This window comes from Synechococcus sp. R65.1 (genome assembly GCF_047461755.1).
In the GTDB taxonomy this organism is placed as follows: domain Bacteria; phylum Cyanobacteriota; class Cyanobacteriia; order Thermostichales; family Thermostichaceae; genus Thermostichus.
On record NZ_JANSHU010000017.1, the window covers coordinates 1 to 16,571 of the forward strand.

17 protein-coding genes are annotated in these 16,571 nt (G+C 61.3%); 12 read left to right on the forward strand and 5 right to left on the reverse strand.

The features are described 5' to 3' along the window. Nucleotides 1-95: 95 nt before the first annotated feature. From NW814_RS08135 to mraY, 3 genes are all read left to right on the forward strand, one after another. Entirely contained in the window at nucleotides 96-479 is a 384-nt protein-coding gene (locus NW814_RS08135; protein ID WP_414405933.1) for a pentapeptide repeat-containing protein, read from the forward strand. 99 nt (nucleotides 480-578) lie between these two features. Next, on the forward strand, nucleotides 579-2,954 hold the full coding sequence (locus NW814_RS08140) for a phosphoketolase (protein WP_414405901.1): 2,376 nt from the start codon (nucleotides 579-581) through the stop codon (nucleotides 2,952-2,954). A gap of 102 nt (nucleotides 2,955-3,056) precedes the next feature. After that, entirely contained in the window at nucleotides 3,057-4,133 is a 1,077-nt protein-coding gene (gene mraY / locus NW814_RS08145) for a phospho-N-acetylmuramoyl-pentapeptide-transferase (RefSeq protein WP_414405934.1), read from the forward strand. A 6-nt stretch (nucleotides 4,134-4,139) separates the two neighbouring features. On the opposite strand, the gene NW814_RS08150 is transcribed toward mraY, so the two are convergent. The 4 genes from NW814_RS08150 to NW814_RS08165 form a co-directional block, all read right to left on the reverse strand. After that, complete coding sequence (locus tag NW814_RS08150; RefSeq protein WP_414405902.1) at nucleotides 4,140-4,655, reverse strand: hypothetical protein; 516 nt, start codon at nucleotides 4,653-4,655, stop codon at nucleotides 4,140-4,142. 143 nt (nucleotides 4,656-4,798) lie between these two features. Then, a complete protein-coding gene (locus tag NW814_RS08155; RefSeq protein ID WP_414405903.1) occupies nucleotides 4,799-5,416 on the reverse strand; it encodes an Npun_F5749 family FMN-dependent PPOX-type flavoprotein in 618 nt (205 codons plus the stop codon). A gap of 49 nt (nucleotides 5,417-5,465) precedes the next feature. Next, nucleotides 5,466-6,683: a GNAT family N-acetyltransferase gene (locus NW814_RS08160; RefSeq protein ID WP_414405904.1), complete on the reverse strand. Its 1,218-nt coding sequence runs from the start codon at nucleotides 6,681-6,683 to the stop codon at nucleotides 5,466-5,468. A gap of 102 nt (nucleotides 6,684-6,785) precedes the next feature. Then, nucleotides 6,786-7,439 (reverse strand): DUF3386 domain-containing protein, encoded by a 654-nt coding sequence (locus tag NW814_RS08165; RefSeq protein ID WP_414395733.1) that lies wholly within the window; start codon nucleotides 7,437-7,439, stop codon nucleotides 6,786-6,788. Nucleotides 7,440-7,798: 359 nt separating this feature from the next. On the opposite strand from NW814_RS08165, the gene murA reads away from it, so the two are divergent. Both murA and NW814_RS08175 read left to right on the forward strand, forming a co-directional pair. Next, nucleotides 7,799-9,118 (forward strand): UDP-N-acetylglucosamine 1-carboxyvinyltransferase, encoded by a 1,320-nt coding sequence (murA, locus tag NW814_RS08170; protein ID WP_414395920.1) that lies wholly within the window; start codon nucleotides 7,799-7,801, stop codon nucleotides 9,116-9,118. A gap of 59 nt (nucleotides 9,119-9,177) precedes the next feature. After that, nucleotides 9,178-10,308, forward strand: a complete 1,131-nt coding sequence (locus NW814_RS08175; RefSeq protein WP_414405905.1) for a geranylgeranyl reductase family protein — start codon at nucleotides 9,178-9,180, stop codon at nucleotides 10,306-10,308. On the opposite strand, the gene NW814_RS08180 is transcribed toward NW814_RS08175, so the two are convergent. Beyond that, entirely contained in the window at nucleotides 10,305-10,832 is a 528-nt protein-coding gene (locus NW814_RS08180) for an ATP-binding protein (protein WP_414405906.1), read from the reverse strand. The genes NW814_RS08175 and NW814_RS08180 overlap by 4 nt on opposite strands. Nucleotides 10,833-10,980: 148 nt before the next feature. Between NW814_RS08180 and NW814_RS08185 the strand changes: the two genes are divergently transcribed. From NW814_RS08185 to NW814_RS08215, 7 genes are all read left to right on the forward strand, one after another. After that, nucleotides 10,981-11,256: a hypothetical protein gene (locus NW814_RS08185; RefSeq protein WP_414405907.1), complete on the forward strand. Its 276-nt coding sequence runs from the start codon at nucleotides 10,981-10,983 to the stop codon at nucleotides 11,254-11,256. A gap of 85 nt (nucleotides 11,257-11,341) precedes the next feature. Beyond that, entirely contained in the window at nucleotides 11,342-11,704 is a 363-nt protein-coding gene (gene ndhC / locus NW814_RS08190) for a photosynthetic/respiratory NAD(P)H-quinone oxidoreductase subunit C (RefSeq protein ID WP_414405908.1), read from the forward strand. Beyond that, nucleotides 11,695-12,435 carry an NADH dehydrogenase subunit K gene (locus NW814_RS08195; RefSeq protein WP_414395725.1) on the forward strand — a complete coding sequence of 247 codons (741 nt, stop codon included), beginning with the start codon at nucleotides 11,695-11,697 and terminating at the stop codon, nucleotides 12,433-12,435. The genes ndhC and NW814_RS08195 overlap by 10 nt, the downstream gene beginning before the upstream one ends. Before the next feature lies 1 nt (nucleotide 12,436). Then, a complete protein-coding gene (locus tag NW814_RS08200; protein ID WP_414395724.1) occupies nucleotides 12,437-12,982 on the forward strand; it encodes an NAD(P)H-quinone oxidoreductase subunit J in 546 nt (181 codons plus the stop codon). 244 nt (nucleotides 12,983-13,226) lie between these two features. Next, nucleotides 13,227-14,426: a class I SAM-dependent methyltransferase gene (locus tag NW814_RS08205; protein WP_414405909.1), complete on the forward strand. Its 1,200-nt coding sequence runs from the start codon at nucleotides 13,227-13,229 to the stop codon at nucleotides 14,424-14,426. Nucleotides 14,427-14,524: 98 nt separating this feature from the next. Continuing rightward, nucleotides 14,525-15,496, forward strand: a complete 972-nt coding sequence (locus tag NW814_RS08210; RefSeq protein ID WP_414405910.1) for a LysR family transcriptional regulator — start codon at nucleotides 14,525-14,527, stop codon at nucleotides 15,494-15,496. Further along, nucleotides 15,493-16,533 (forward strand): anthranilate phosphoribosyltransferase family protein, encoded by a 1,041-nt coding sequence (locus tag NW814_RS08215; RefSeq protein ID WP_414405911.1) that lies wholly within the window; start codon nucleotides 15,493-15,495, stop codon nucleotides 16,531-16,533. The genes NW814_RS08210 and NW814_RS08215 overlap by 4 nt, the downstream gene beginning before the upstream one ends. The last annotated feature ends 38 nt before the right edge of the window (nucleotides 16,534-16,571 follow it).

The window sequence follows — 16,571 nt, forward strand, 5'->3', positions numbered from 1 at the left end:
CCCCCCCCCCCCCCCCCCCCCCCCCCCCCCCCCCCCCCCCCCCCCCCCCCCCCCCCCCCCCCCCCCCCCCCACCCCCGCCCCCCCGGGGCAGGATCTGGCCGGCCAAGACCTCAGCAAAGCTGACCTGCGGGGGCTGGTGCTGCGGCAAATTTGTCTAAGGGGAGCCAACCTCAAGCGGGCGGATCTGCGCGGATCCAACCTGGAGGAAGCGGATCTGCGGGGGGCCAATTTGCAGCGGACAGATCTCCGGGGGGCCAACTTGCAGAATGCCGACCTGGAGGGGGCCGATCTCCGCGGCGCCGAGCTGCGCCAGGCCCAGTTGCAGGGAGCTAACTTGCGCCGCGCCGACCTCAGCGGGGCTAATTTGGAGCAAGCCAACCTAGAAGGCGCCCAGATCGAGGGCCTCAAGCATAGCGGCGCCCGGATTGCCGGCCTGATCTTCCCCGACGGCACCCCCCTCAAGCCTTGGTGGTGGTAGGCCGACCCTCCCTCCCAAATCCAAAGGAATCCCAAGATCCCCACGCCCTTCTCCAAACCTAGCTCACCATGGGAGTAGAGATACCTAGGGGGTGGAGCTATGGTTTTGGCAGAACAGCTCTCGAGAAAACCGCTCACCGACGAGGAACTGCGCAAGATCGACGCCTACTGGCGGGCTGCCAACTACTTGTCAGTGGGGCAGATCTACTTGATGGACAATCCGCTGCTGCGGGAGCCCTTGAAGCCAGAACACGTGAAGCCGCGCCTATTGGGGCACTGGGGCACTACTCCAGGGCTGAACTTTATTTACGTGCACCTCAACCGCATCATCAAGCGGGAAAACCTCAACGTCCTCTACATCACCGGCCCCGGCCACGGCGGCCCTGCCCTAGTGGCCAACACCTACTTGGAAGGCACCTACAGCGAGGTGTACCCCAACATCACCCAAGATGTCGAAGGTCTGCGCAAGCTCTTTAAGCAGTTCTCCTTCCCCGGCGGCGTGCCCAGCCATGCGGCTCCGGAAACCCCCGGCTCCATCCACGAGGGGGGAGAACTGGGCTATGCCCTGGCCCATGCCTTTGGGGCTGCCTTTGACAACCCCGATCTGCTGGTGGCCTGTGTGGTGGGGGATGGAGAAGCGGAAACCGGCCCTCTAGCTGCCTCCTGGCACTCCAACAAGTTTCTCAACCCCATCCGCGACGGGGCGGTGCTGCCCATTCTCCACCTCAACGGCTACAAGATTGCCAACCCCACCATCCTGGGCCGCCTCAGCCGCGAAGAGCTGCAAAGCCTGTTTGTGGGCTACGGCTACAAGCCTTACTTCGTGGAGGGCTCCGAGCCGGCAGAAACGCACCAGTTGATGGCCGCCACCCTCGACACCGTTATCCATGAAATCCGAGAAATCCAGCACTATGCCCGCAGCAAGGGGGATCCCACTCGTCCCCAATGGCCGATGATCATCCTGCGCACCCCCAAAGGTTGGACTGGCCCCAAAGAGGTGGACGGCAAAAAGGTCGAGGACTTCTGGCGCTCCCACCAGGTACCGCTGGCGGATCTGGCCCAAAAGCCGGAGCACCTCAAGATCCTGGAAGAGTGGCTGCGCAGCTACAGGCCAGAAGAGCTCTTCGACGAAAACGGCCGCCTGCTCCCCGAGCTGCAGGAGCTAGCTCCCAAGGGGGAAAAGCGCATGGGCGCCACTCCCTATGCCAACGGCGGCTTGCTGACGCGGGAGCTGAGGATGCCAGATTTCCGCCGCTACGCCGTAGACGTCCCGCGCCCTGGCACCACGGAAGCCGAGGCCACCAAGGTGCTGGGGCAATTCTTGCGGGATGTGATGAAGCTCAACCCCCACAACTTCCGCCTCTTTGGCCCCGACGAGACGGCTTCCAACCGCTTGGATGCTGTGTTTGAGGCCAGCGACCGCACCTGGGTGGCCCCTATCTACGACTACGACGAGCACCTCTCCCCTGACGGGCGGGTTATGGAGATCCTGAGCGAGCACGTCTGTCAGGGCTGGCTGGAGGGCTACCTGTTGACCGGTCGCCACGGCTTCTTCTCCTGCTACGAGGCCTTCATTCACCTGGTGGACTCGATGTTTAACCAACATGCCAAGTGGCTGAAAACCTCCCGGCACATCCCCTGGCGGCGGCCCATCCCTTCCCTCAACTACCTGCTGACTTCCCACGTGTGGCGGCAGGATCACAACGGCTTCAGCCACCAGGATCCCGGCTTTCTGGATCACGTGGTCAACAAGAAAGCCGATGTTATCCGCGTCTACCTGCCCCCCGATGCCAACACCCTGCTCTCGGTGGCGGATCACTGCCTACGCAGCCGCCACTACGTCAATGTCATCGTGGCGGGGAAACAGCCGGCTCTGCAGTACCTGGACATGGACGCCGCCATCAAGCACTGCACCCAGGGCTTGGGGATCTGGGAGTGGGCCAGCAACGACCAGGGCTCGGAGCCGGATGTGGTCATGGCCTGCTGTGGCGATGTGCCCACCATGGAAACCCTGGCGGCGGTGGACTTCTTGCGGCAGCACCTGCCGGAGATCAAGATCCGGGTGGTGAACGTGGTCAACCTGATGAAGCTGCAGCCGCCCAGCGAACATCCCCACGGCATCAGCGACAAGGAGTTTGTCAGCATCTTTACCCCCGACAAGCCCATCGTGTTTGCCTTCCACGGCTACCCTTGGCTGATTCACCGCCTCACCTACCGCCGCCCCAACCACCACAACCTCCACGTGCGCGGCTACAAGGAGGAAGGCACCACCACCACTCCCTTCGACATGTGCGTCCTCAACCAGGTGGATCGCTTTAACCTAGCCAACGATGTATTGGAGCGGGTGGAGCGCTTCAAATACCGACGGGATCACGTCCAGCAGTTGATTCGGGACAAGCTGGTGGAGCACAAGCAGTACATCTGCAAGTACGGCGAGGATCTGCCGGAGGTGCGCAACTGGAAGTGGCCCTACTAGGGGATCCCCCTCTGAGCCGCGGGCAAGCTAGAGTTTTCTTGGGCTCTGCCTGCTAGAGTTTTCCCAAGCTTGGAGATTGAGGGTGTGAGGGGTTTAGAAAAGATGGAGGGGGATACCCTTTCCCGGCTGGAGGTGGAGGAGGCGGACTGGGGCGGGGCGGCGCTTACCCTAGTTCTGGGCCTAGCGCTCTCGGCCTTGGTGATGGGAAGCCAGCCCCAGGTGCTTCTTCCCTTTGGGCTGAGCGTGCTGGGATCGGCGGTGCTGGGATCCCTGCTTCTTCCGCTCTTGCGGCGCTGGAAGGCAGGGCAGGTCATCCGCGAGGAGGGACCCCAGTCCCACTACAAAAAAGCGGGCACGCCAACCATGGGCGGCCTTAGCTTTTTGCCGGTGGGGCTGCTGGTAGCCGGGAGCTGGAGCGGCTGGGATCCCCAGTGGCTGGCGGTGGCCCTCCTGACCCTGGCCTACACCTTGGTTGGCTGGCTGGACGATTGGCTGGTCATCCGGCAGCGCTCCAACAAGGGGTTGCCCCCCCAATCGAAGCTTTTGCTCCAGGTGGGGATTGGCCTGGTTTTTTGCGGCTACTTGGCCTGGCAAGGGATCCCAACGGTTCTCACGCTTCCGGGAATAGGCTCCCTCCCCCTAGGCGGGCTGTTTTGGCCGCTGGCTTTGTTTGTGCTGGTGGGCACCAACAACGCCGTCAACCTTGCCGACGGCATGGACGGCCTGGCCGCAGGGGTGGTGGCCCTTGTCCTGGCAGGGCTGGGGCTGACGGCAACGGATCCCGTTTTGGCGCTCGTGGCCTTTGCCTTGAGCGGCGCCTGTCTGGGCTTTCTGGTGCACAACCACCATCGGGCCCGCCTGTTTATGGGAGATACCGGCTCCCTAGGCCTGGGGGGCGCTCTGGCGGGGCTGGCGCTGCTGGGAGATCAGCTCTGGGCTCTGGGCTGGATGGGCGGGATATTGGTGGCGGAGGCGCTGTCGGTAATCCTACAGGTAGGCTACTTCCAATACACCAAACGCAAGACCGGCCAAGGCCAACGGCTGCTGCGCATGTCTCCTCTCCACCACCACCTGGAGTTGGGGGGCTGGTCGGAGGTGCAGGTGGTGGGGTGCTTCTACGGGCTAACAGCGCTATTGGTGGGGGTGGGCTGGCTCTGCTGGCAGGGGTCTGGAGGGTGAGCCTCTCTAGGGCTGCAAGATCATCGACCAGGAGCCGCTTGCCTCATCCCAAAAAGGCGCCAGCGACTCTCCCACCACATTTGGCCCCCAGTAGCGGCGGGTTCCATCTAGGGTAAAAGCCACCACAACATCGCCGGGGCCAATCTGCAGCGGCTCCTCCCCTAAGCTCAGCAGCAAACCCTGGCTGCCTCCTTCGCCGGGGGCAAAATCCCAGTGAGCCGTTTCGGGGTTGGTCAGCCGACTGCTGCTGCGCAACAAGATCACTAAGCGAATGGGGTGGGGAGTGCGGTTGCCAACCCGAAAGGAGCCGGTGCGAACCGATTTCGAGGTTAGGACAGAGGTCCCCCCCTGCCTAGACGAACTGGGCGGGGATGTGGCAATTAGGGGAGCTGCAATCCCCCTAGGAACAGCCAGACTCCAAGCCAGGGCAGCAGCCAAGCCCAAGGATCCCCGCCGTACGCTAGCCGGCAATGACCTGCCGGCCACTTGGGCAAAGCGCTTTGAGAGGGCGGAAATGGCCATCAGAATTCCTGCCAGCAGGAAGGCTAGGTGTCGGATGGAGAGCGCTACCTCCCCAACTGCTCTCGGGCGGCGTTGCCCTAGGGGGTAGCACGTCTATTCTCTTCCTATTCTCTCGGAAAGCGAGAGGAAAAACAGCTCCCCTGCTAGGGATTGACCGCTCGACATTGCCATCCCTGCGGGCTGCGCTCATAGAGGGTTCGCCGTTGGGGGTAGATTGCATCCCCCCTGAGCTGCAGGTGATCCACCTCCGTTGGATCCAACAGCAGGAGGACAAAAGTGGGCGGCGGCGAAGAGGCCTTTTCGGGGGTTAGCTCGGCAACAAAGGCCTCTGGTGGAGCAAGAGGACCTTTGGGTTCTGGCCAAAACCAGAGCAGCCGTCCTTCTTCTGGGATTTGTTGCCACAACTGTTGCCGCTGCTGCTGCGCTTGCGGATCCGGATGGCCAGCGGTGATGGCTTCCAGGGTGCCGGCGATGCGGAATTGCTCGCGCGTTTTGGCAAAGTACCAGCAGATCTGGGCCAGGGGACAGTGGGCAATCTGGTGGATCTTCTCGCTGCGGCTGTCCACCGCCAACTGGATGCGGTCGGTCTCGCCCAGAAACCCCCGGAAGACCACTGTGCGGTTGCGCGGCCGCCCGCAGGGATCCACCGTGGCCAACTGCAAATAGCGTGCAGCCGGGTCGCTGCGGTTGCGGTGCAAGGCCGCTTGGAGCTTTGCCCGCCAGGAAGAAGCCTCGGCCGGGCTATCCTTCAACTTGTCCATAGAGGTTCGCAGATGCCCGCCAAGCAAGACTTAACCGCCAGGGGGGAGCCTACCCTTGCGGATCCCTGGACTGCCCTGGCCCGGCGTTGGGATCCAGCGCAGGGGGATGAAAGCGGTGCTCCAGCCAGCTCTCCGCTGCCCCCTCAAACCGCTCTGGCACCGGCTGTTTCATTGGCAGTTTTTGGAACACTAGACTGAGATACTCGCTGTACCACGGCGAGCGGACTTCCCGCACCTTGTACCACACCGAGCGTGACATCAACAGCGTCCGCTCCACCTCCTGGGCTCCCAGCTTAAGCAAGAACTCTTCCCGTTCCGGCTGGTAATCGGTGGAGGCCAACGCCAAAGCCTGCGGCGGATAGGCTTGGGTGAGCTGGGCCATCTTGGCCATGAGCTCTGGGTAGAGCCAGGTGTAGGCGGGGTGAACCGTAAGCTTGGCCACGTGCGGCTGCTGCCCCGTCCGATCCAGCTTGAGGTTGAAATAGCCGATGGCGGTTCTCCGCTCGGGCTCATAGACACACATCTCCAGCCGTTCGGTTTGGCTGACGGCACACCTGGCCTGCTCCAGAAGCCACTCCAGGGGGCTAGTGCGGAAGTCGCCCACGTTGCGGTCGTACACCTGGCGCACCGTGGCCGGCATGGATCCCGTATCCAGTTGATAGATGGCGTAGGCATCTCGGTTAGTCACCGGCACCAGGTTGGGCAGCTTGGGCTCGTGTTGGCTGAGGGCGGCCAGGATCTCGGGCGGGATCGACCAGTAGGTAATCTGGGCTAGGGGCTGGAAGCCATTGTGCCGGTAGAGGGCTATCGCCCCCTTGTTGTGGATGTTCACCTCCAGAATCCAGGTGCGGGCCTCGCGAAAGTGCTCCATGCAGTGTTTGAGCAACTTAGACCCAATTCCCTGACGCTGGGCCGAAGGCGCCACCGCCATGTGATCCACCCGCCAGGTGCTGCGGGAATGGTTAAAGGGAGAAACCTGAATAACCCCCTGGATTTTGCCCTCCAGCTCCGCCACATGCACGGTAAACATGTGCTGGAAGCGGTTGGGAAACAGGCTTAGGGCTCTTAGAAGCCCGTACCACTGGCGCAGCCTCCGCAGTTGGCGACGAATGTCTACCGAGCGACTGCCATACTCTTCTTCAAAAGCTTGCGCCAAAATCTCCTCCACCGCCTCCAGATCCCCCAGTTGGGCCGGGCGGAGAATCAGCTTGGGAGCCTCGCTGGGGGCTTCGGAATCTGGAGTAGGTTTTACCGTTGTCCTGTCCATGTTAAAGTTCCGGGGGGAACATTCAAAGCATAGCCCAGAATCCTCCTTCTTCTAGGGAGGTTGTTGCGGCCCCGAAAAAATTTTTTGTGGTCGCTTGGCCAGTTAGGCGCTGGCATCGAGCAACGCAAAGTTGCTAAAGCTAAAGCGCTTCTCAACAACACCAGCTTCCGTCTCGGTTTGAATGCGCCGCTCGGAGAGGATGTAGTACTTGCCCACTTTGGTGTAGAGGTCTTCAAATTGGCTGCGCCCACCCTTTTGCTCACCGGTCTTGGCGTCGTGGTAGACAGAGTCGTAGCGGTGGGAGAGGTAGCCTTCGCCGGTGTCGTGGCTGCTGAAGGTGTGAATGGTAACCACCACGCCGTGAATGTGCCGATGCACCATGGTAATTTGGTTGTCGCGCACGTGGTAGCGATCCCCCTCGGCTTTGCCTCCCACGAGGATCTCCACCGAGCCATCGGGCAGGATTTGGCCGTAGCGAAACGTGTTTTGGCCGTGGGCTTCGGCAAAGCTGCGGCGCACCCGGTGGACAGAAATCTCCCACATCTGCTCTTGGATGGCTTTCCGAGCTTCCTCATCTTCCACACCGGTTACCGTGGCTTTCAGGTCTGCCCCCAGGCGCACCTGACCCACAAACATGCGCTCTCCATCCCAGTAGGTGACCTCTGCGCTATAGCCCGGAAAGTCGGGATCCCAGGTGTAGCGATTTTCGTAGGCAGCCCGAAACAGTTCTTCTGCAGAAACGCGAGTTGCGGTCATCAGGGATCTCCTTCTTGCAAGAGATTCTCATCACTCTCCATTGTACTGCTCTCCCCTGTTGGGCTAAACCCAGCCGCCCGCGCTGGGAGCCTGCATTCAGGGAAGGGGCTGAGCGAATCCTCCTCTGCCACTATAGGGTAGAAGCAGGGCTGTAGGAACTTCTCTTCCTTCCTCACTCCCGGTTTGGGCCTGCTAGTTTAGCCGCTGCTGTGATCCCCAGAGTATTCTCTGAAGTGCCTACCTTTTCTTTTGTGTGAGGAGGAAGATTGAAAGATTTTGACAATCGCGGCAACAGAGCGTCCTCTCGCATTGACCCGGCGGGGCTCTTGGAGCCTGAGCTGTGGCCGACCTCCACAGGGATGGCAGCCTCGTCAGAGATAGCAGGGCCGGTGCTAAAAATTGTTGGCAAGCAGACCCTAAGCGGCCACGTTCCCATCGGGGGATCGAAAAACTCAGCTTTGGCTCTCATGGCCGGATCCCTCTTGGCCCCTGCCGCTTGTCGAATTCACAACGTGCCGCGCCTGCTGGACATCGAACGCATGGGGCAGATCCTGGCCACCCTGGGGGTTAAGGTGTCCCATGTCGGCAATACCCTTGACCTAGACGCCAGCTCCCTGAGGACTTGCCAGGCTCCCTATGAATTGGTCAGCCAGTTACGGGCCAGTTTCCTTATCATCGGACCGTTGGTGGCGCGGCTGGGAGTGGCCAGGGTGCCCCTACCGGGCGGCTGCGCCATTGGCTCGCGTCCCGTGGATCTGCATGTGCGGGGTTTGCAGGCGTTGGGGGCAACGGTTCAGATTGAGCACGGGGTGGTCCACGCCTATGCCCGTAAGCTGGTGGGAACCCGCATCTACCTCGACTATCCCAGCGTTGGTGCTACGGAAACTCTGATGATGGCTGCTACGCTGGCCGAAGGGGAAACGGTGATTGAAAATGCCGCCCAAGAGCCAGAGGTAGCGGACCTGGCCCGTTTTTGTCAGGCGATGGGAGCCCGCATCCGGGGCGTAGGCACCAATACCGTTGTGGTGGTGGGGGTGCCGCGTCTGCATGGCACAGAGTACACCGTCATTCCCGATCGCATCGAGGCCAGTACCTATCTCATCGCTGGAGCGATTACCCGCTCTGAGCTCACCGTGGGGCCGGTGATTCCGGATCACCTGCGGGCGGTGATTGCCAAGCTGCGGGACATGGGGCTGCGGGTGGAGGAAGAAGGCCCCAACCGTCTGCGCATTGCCCCGGCTCAACTCAGCTCAGGCTGGATCTGTCAGGCCACCGATATCCAAACCCTGCCCTACCCGGGTTTTCCCACCGATGTGCAGGCGCCAATCATGGCTTTGGCTGCTCTCAGCGAGGGCAGTTGCACCATCGAGGAGACAGTGTTTGAAAACCGAATGCACCACATCCCGGAGCTTAACCGCATGGGCGCGGACATTCGTCTCAAGAACCGGGTGGCCATCGTCCGGGGGGTGCCGTCTCTGTCAGGGGCGCCGGTGGTGGCTACGGACTTGCGGGCGGGGGCGGCCTTGGTGTTGGCTGGCCTGGCGGCCGAGGGCTGCTCCACCATCTACGGGCTCCACTACATCGACCGCGGCTACGAAGCCATCGACGAAAAGTTGCGCAATGTCGGGGCCAAGGTGTATCGCTGTAACAACCCGGCGGAAGACCCGACTACGGCCTAGAGTCAGCCAGGGATAACCCCTTCCCGGCTTCAGCGTTCCCTGAATGTAGGTGTCAAGCCATGTCCTACGTGTATGACTGTGTCATCGTCGGCGCTGGCCCTGCCGGCGGAGCTGCCGCCTACCACCTAGCCAAGCGCGGGCGCTCGGTGCTGGTCCTGGAAAAGGATCCCTTGCCCCGCTACAAGCCCTGCGGGGGCGGCGTCTCCCCCATGGTGGCGGCCTGGTTTGACTTTGACTTCAGCCCCGCCATCTCGCTGAAGATTCGGCAAATTCGCTACACCTGGCGGGGTGGGGATCCAGTGGTGGTCGAGTTGGATCTGAAAGAGCCAGTGTGGATGGTGCGACGGGAGGTTTTCGACGCCTACCTAATCCAGCAGGCCCAGAAGCAGGGGGCCACCCTCTGGGCTGGATGTGCTGCCGCCGGCCTTGAGTGGCAAAGTGACCGCTGGCAGGTAATGACTCCTGCTGGCCCGGTCTGGGGCCGGTACGTGATTGGAGCTGATGGGGCCAGGGGGTCGATGGCGAAGTGGCTGGGCTTTCGCAGTCGCCAGTGCCGCCTGGCCGCTGCCCTAGAGGCGGAAGTAGCTGGCTTGGAACCGCAAACTGCCGCTGCTCACTTTGACTTCGGCAGTGTTAGCAATGGCTACATTTGGAACTTCCCCAAGGCGGACGGCTACTCGATTGGAGCTGGCACCTTTCGGGGTGGCCAGAAACAAAACCTGCGGGAAATAGCCAGCCAGTATGCCCACAACTTTGGCATCGACCTCAAGTCGGTTAAGTCCTTTGGCCATCCCCTCTGCCTTTGGGACGGGGATCAACCCCTGCACAGCCAAAATGCGCTCCTGGTGGGAGATGCCGCCTGTGTTGTCGACCCGTTTACCGCCGAAGGGATCCGTCCCTCCCTCCTCACTGGCATGCTGGCGGCGCAGGCCATCGACCAAGCCCTGGCAGGGGATCCCGAAGCCCTGGCCAACTACTCCGCCCGCGTCCAACAGGAGTGGGGCACAGAGATGCGCTGGGCCAAGCGGATTGCGGCTCTGTTCTACCGCTTTCCCGGCGTGGGCTACCGAGTTGGCGTCAAGCGACCGGGAGCCACCCGGCGTATGGGCCAAATCTTGGCTGGCGAGCTGCGCTATAGCGATGTGGCTAGCGCCGCTATTCGCCAGTTGAGTGCTGGTCTCTTGGCCTAGACAGCTTGCTGGGAACTGCAGCCAGGATCGTCAAAGCGGCGGCTAATCAACAGACAGTTGCGGCCATCGGCCTGGCGAGTGTAGCTCAGGTGGGTGGAGAGGGCTTTCATCAGCAAAATGCCCCGCCCTCCCTCGGATTCGGCGTCGGGGAGGGGCTTGGCTGCTAGGTTTTGGGCAAAGCCCTCCAAGTCAAACTCCTGACCCTGATCCCAGATGCGTAGCTCTAGTCCCTGCGGCGTCAGCGCCAGCTCGATATCGATAGGCGTGCTGGCAGGCAGGGCGCGATGGGCATGGCGGACGGCATTGGTAAGCCCTTCCGCCAGAACCAACTGGCACTCCAACCAGATGGGATCTGGAATACCCGCGTTGCGAAAGGACTCAAACCAAGTCAAAACTTCACCTAGGGCATCCAAAGTCGTGTCAACCCTCAGCGCAAAGGCTCGTTTTTCCTCTGCCGGAATCTCTGCCTCACTCAAATTGCGCCCTACTCCGAAGTTCTCCCTCAGCAGGAATGACCCGGTCAAATTCTAAACCAACCTGCTTCAGCCGCTTACCCCCCCTTTTAGGGGGCACTGAGGCTTGCTGTAGCCGCGCCTTCAACTTCCCAAGGGAATGAGAAGCTGCCCAGGAAGAAGCTAAGGGGAAGGGTCTGGGCAGTAGGGGTTAGGATCTGTGAAGATTTGGCCTGTTCTGGCTATGAGTCTCTCTACCTGGAAGCGCTGGTTGGACTCTTTTCTCATTGCCCTGGCCCTTCTGATGTTTGCCGGCTTTGTCTGGTTTGTTTTCTCGGTAACAGCAGCCTTCTTCGGGATTACCCTAGGCTACAAGCTCTGGCTGCGGCTGTGGCTGCCCTGGTTTCAGCCGTTGCTGGGGATCCTGACAGCCGGCGCTTTGCTAAGCGGCGTGTGGAGTTGGCTCTCCCACAATCGAGACCATCAGCAGTCCTAAAGATCCGCCGGCGCCAAGAGGCCACGGACTGGCTCTATACTGAGAAGCGTATCTAAGTGTTGAGCACCTGAGGCAGTCTGGCGTCGTGTTTGTCCTATCTGGTTACGAGTACCTGCTGGCTTTCCTCATTGTCTGCGCCCTGCTGCCAGTTTTGGCCCTAGGGGCCTCAGCCCGTTTGTCTCCCAAACGGCAGGGAGCCCTGCGAGTCAGCACCTATGAGTCGGGGATGGAGCCGTTTGGGCAGGCCTGGATTCAGTTCAACATCCGCTACTACATGTTCGCGCTTGCCTTCGTCATTTTCGATGTGGAGACTGTGTTCCTCTACCCTTGGGCAGTAGCTTTTCACCGCCTGGGGCTGCTGGCTTTTGTGGAGGCTTTGATTTTCATTGCCATCCTCGTGGTGGGTCTTGTCTACGCTTGGAGAAAAGGAGCGCTGGAATGGTCATGACCTCTAAGGAGCCGGAAGTTTTGTTTCCGGCCTCTCCTCCGCAAGTTACTACGGATCTTTCCAACAATGTTATTCTCACAACGGTAAACGACCTCTACAACTGGGCCAAGATGTCCAGCCTCTGGCCGCTGCTCTATGGCACCGCCTGCTGCTTTATCGAGTTTGCGGCGATGCTGGGATCCCGCTTTGACTTCGACCGCTTTGGCCTGTTGCCTCGGACTTCGCCGCGCACCGCTGATTTGCTCATCACAGCGGGAACGGTAACCATGAAGATGGCGCCGGCGCTGGTTAAGCTCTACCAACAGATGCCCGAGCCCAAGTACGTCATTGCCATGGGAGCTTGCACCATCAGCGGCGGCATGTTCAGCTCTGATTCCTACACCGCTGTGCGAGGGGTGGATAAGCTCATCCCCGTGGACGTGTACATTCCCGGCTGCCCACCCCGCCCTGAGGCCATCATGGACGCCATTGTCAAGCTGCGCAAGAAGATTGCCGCTGAGGACATGCGGGAGCGGGGCCGTCTGCAGCAAACCCACCGCTACTACACCGTCAAGCACAACCTCAGACCGGTGCCCGAAGTCATCACTGGCAAGTACTTGGAGAGCGAAACCCGCCAGGCTCCGCCGCCGGAGCTAGCTGCCGCCATTGGCCTGCCCGTGCCGCCGGCCCTGCAGACTGCCGACTTCAAGCGGGTAGAGCAACAGCTCAAAGCCTTGCAAGGAGGGGCCTGAGATGACGGATCCCAAAACGCCGGAAAGTCCGCCTCCTGCCTCTGAGCCAGCCGAGTCGCTGGCAACGCGGGAGCGAGGTCCAGTTTCTCAGTTTCTTGCTGACAACGGCTTTGACCACCAGTATCTGGGCAGGGATGCGGCTGGAGTAGAGCTACTGGAGGTGGAGCGGGACTTTCTCCTGCCCGTATGCACCGCTCTCTACGCCTATGGCTTTAACTATCTTGCCTGCCAGTGCGGCTATGACCTAGGGGCAGGCCAGCCGTTGGTTAGCCTCTACCACTTGATTAAGCTGACGGACGGAGCGGATCGCCCGCCGGAGGTGCGCGTCCAGGTGAAACTGCCCCGCGACGATCCGCGGGTGCCCTCGGTGTACTGGATCTGGAAGTCGGCTGACTGGCAGGAGCGGGAGACCTACGACATGTACGGCATTATCTTTGAAGGTCACCCTAACCTAAAGCGGATCCTGATGCCAGAAGACTGGATCGGCTGGCCGCTGCGCAAGGACTACATTACGCCTGACTTTTATGAGTTGCAGGATGCCTACTAAGAGGGCTCCCTCAACCATCTGGCTGGCGTTTGCAGGATAAGCGAAAATGTGGCCGTTTTTGCTCTTGGCAATCTACGCAGGAGGGGTTTGGTACTCGCTCCGCAAGGCAGATCGCCTCTACTCGGGATCGGGAAAATGGCTGGTCTCAGCTCTCTGGCCAGTCCTGCTTTTCACAAACCGTCGGTTTCGCCAAAATTGGCGCCGCCCCTTGCAGAGATGAGTCTCCTAGCCTATAGGCACCTTGTTGCACCCCCAGACGGACCAACAACTTCGGGATCTCATCGCTAGCCGCATCCGCGCCCAGGGGCCAGTGACTTTTGCCCAGTTCATGGAGTGGGCCCTCTACGAGCCGGAGCTGGGCTACTACGAGCGGGGCTACCCCATTGGCCCTGACTACTTAACGGCTCCCCACCTGGCGCCCGACTTTGCTCACCTGTTGGCGGAGCAGATCCACCAATTCTGGCAAGTTCTAGGCTCCCCTTCTGCTTTTGCGGTCGTTGAGATGGGGGCAGGCAGCGGTCGCCTGGCTGAAGATTGGCTAACCTACGTGCGCTCGGCTTACCCTGCGTTTTGGCAGGCTCTAGAGTACGGGATCCTGGAGCGCTCTGCCTCTTTGCGGCGGCTGCAGCAGGAGCGCTTGGCGGGCTTTGGGGAGAAGGTGCGCTGGCTGGCGTGGGACGAAATCCCGGAGGGGTCAGTAACTGGCTGTTTTTTCTCCAATGAGCTGGTGGATGCCTTTCCGGTCCATCGGGTGCAGGTGCAGGGGGGGTCTCTGCGGGAAATCTACGTGGATTGGACAGAGGGAGGGTTTCAAGAGGTGCTGGGGGATCCCTCGACCCCCGCGCTAGAAGCGTACTTTGCCCGGCTGGGGATCCCAATTACCACCTACCCCTCTGGCTACCAAACCGAGGTCAACCTCAAGGCCCTCGAGTGGCTGCAGCTTCTGGCCCGCAAGCTGCGGCGGGGCTACGTGCTGACCATCGACTACGGCTATCCTGCCCAGCGCTACTACAGCCCCCAGCGCTCCCAGGGCACGCTCCTAGCTTACCGCCGACACGCCACCTCTACGGATCCCTATAGTCGGGTGGGGTGCCAAGATCTCACGGCCCATGTGGACTTTACAACCCTGGAACAGGTGGGGGAATCCCTGGGACTCAAGCGACTGGGCTTCACGCAGCAAAGCTATTTTCTGGTAAACCTGGGGTTGGCGGAACGGCTGGCCGCCCTCAGCCAAACAAGCGATGGGTCAGGGGGCGTGGGCCAGGTGCTGCAGCGGCGCTTTGCGCTCCAAGCGCTGATCGATCCGCTGGGGCTAGGCAGCTTCGGGGTGCTGCTGCAGGCCAAGGGCTTGAGCGAGTTGGAATCTACCCAGCGGCTGCGGGGCTTTGCCGAGCCGGAGCTAATGCCCAGGGGCAAGGCGAGCTTGGTCAAGGCGAGACAGTGAACCCTACGGCACGGTTTGGTAGCGGCACGTACAGCAGTTCGAGAGATCCCTGGCTAAAATCCCGCGGCAGCTAGGCCGTAACTCCTGAGAGGTTCTCGGTGCGCTTGGAGCTGTTACAGGCTTTTCTAAACGTCGTCGAAAGTGGCAGCTTTTTGGCTGCAGCCCGCCGCAGTGGCCTAAGCCAGTCTACCATCAGCCGCCAAATTCAGGCCTTGGAGGAAGAGGTGGGCGCCCCGCTACTGCACCGCAAGAGCCCAGTGGCCCTGACGGTGGCGGGGGAACGGCTCCTACCCCATGCCCGGCGCATCTGTCAGGAGTGGCAGCAAGCCCAAGCCAGCATTCGGGAATGGCTGCAGGGCGGGCAAAGCGAGCTCTGCGTTGCCGGGATCCACTCCCTGACTGCCTATCGACTGCCGCCGGTGCTGCAGGAGTTCTGCCGAGAGTACCCGCAGGTGCAGTTGCGGGTTACAGCTCTAGGCAGCGACCGCGCCTTGAAGGTGCTCAAGGATGGGTTGGTGGATGTGGCTTTGGTGATGGAAAATCCCTGGCTAAGGCGGGGGGACGAACTGGTAGTGGAGCCCCTGTATTCCGAGCCCATCCAGGTGTTGATGGCCACCAGCCATCCCCTCAGCCGCTACGAGCGGATCCCTTGGCCGGTGTTGGCCGAGTACCCCCAGGTCGTGTTTAAAGATGGCTATGCCATGCGCACTTGCGTGGAGTCCCACCTGGCCCGCCAGGGGTTAACTCTCAAGGCAGCGCTGGAGCTGAACACGCTGGAGGCCTTTCGCGGTGTCGTTCGCCAGGGGCAGTTGATTGCTCTCCTGCCAGAATCGGCTCTAGTGGACTGTCACGCCGACCCAGGGTTGCAGGTGCGGCCCACCGACCCCCCCTTGTTGCAGCGACAGGTAGTGGCAGTAACCACCCGTGATCGCTATCGGATCCCGCCCATTCGCCGGTTTTTGCAGTTAGCAGCCCAGTTGCTCCGCCAGCCTGCTTCCGACGCCAAGGCAGATAGGGATGCCTCCTGGGTTTCTGCCAAGTTCGCTCGCCCTAGACTGCCAAAGCTATGAGCCACGAGTTTCGCGAGCTTTTGAAGAAAATCAGCAGCGGCACCCACACTCACGAGGATCTCACCCGCGGCGAAGCCGCCCAGGCCACTCGGCTGCTCCTTGCGGGCAAAGCCACCCCGGCCCAGATTGGGGCCTTTTTGATTGCCCACCGCATCAAGCGCCCCACCGCCGAAGAGCTGGCTGGTATGTTGGATGCCTATGCCGAGTACGGCCCTCGCCTTCCCCAACGAGACCTGCCCCATCCCTTGGTTATCTTTGGCCACCCCTACGACGGCCGCTCGCGAACAGCGCCGCTGGGGGTGTTAGTGGCTTTGGTATTGGCGGCAGCAGGAGCAGCTGTTTTGCTTCATGGTTCCGGCTGTTGCCCTCCCAAGTATGGTCTACCCTTGGAGGTGGTTTGGCGAGGCTTGGGGGTGGACTGGCGAGGATGGTCGCTGGAGCAGGTGGGCCGATGCCTGGAGCAAACTGGCTTGGGATTTTTGTACTTGCCAGACTGCTTCCCCCAAGCGCAAGCTCTGATGGAGTACCGGGATCAAATCGGCAAGCGCCCTCCCCTGGCTACGCTGGAGCTGGTCTGGGCACCCTATGAGGGCCCCTTCCACCTGGTGGCCGGCTATGTGCATCCGCCCACCGAGGCCACAATGCTGGAGTTGTTTGCCCTGCAAGGGATCCAAAACTTTACCACGGTCAAGGGACTAGAAGGCAGCAGCGACCTGCCGCGGGAGCGGACAGCTATCCTCAACCACCGCGGGGAACGGCTGCTGCTCAAAGCCCGCGACCATCACCTGGCTGGCCCGGAGATCCCGCTGGCGGAGGAGAAAGAGTTGCTGCGGCAGATGCACCAGCTCCTCAACGGGGATCCCTCCCCCCTTGCCCCAGCGGTACTCTGGAATGGCGGCAGCTACCTCTGGCTGCTGGGCTATGCTCAATCTCTCAGCGAGGGGATCCAGCAAGCAGAGGAATTGCTCCGCTCTGGCCGAGTGAGGGAAAAGCTGCAACAGCTCCAACACCTAGCTTGCCTGGCCCAGCTTTCCTAAAAACCAACTGGCCCAGCTCTTGAGGAGGGCCTGACCGG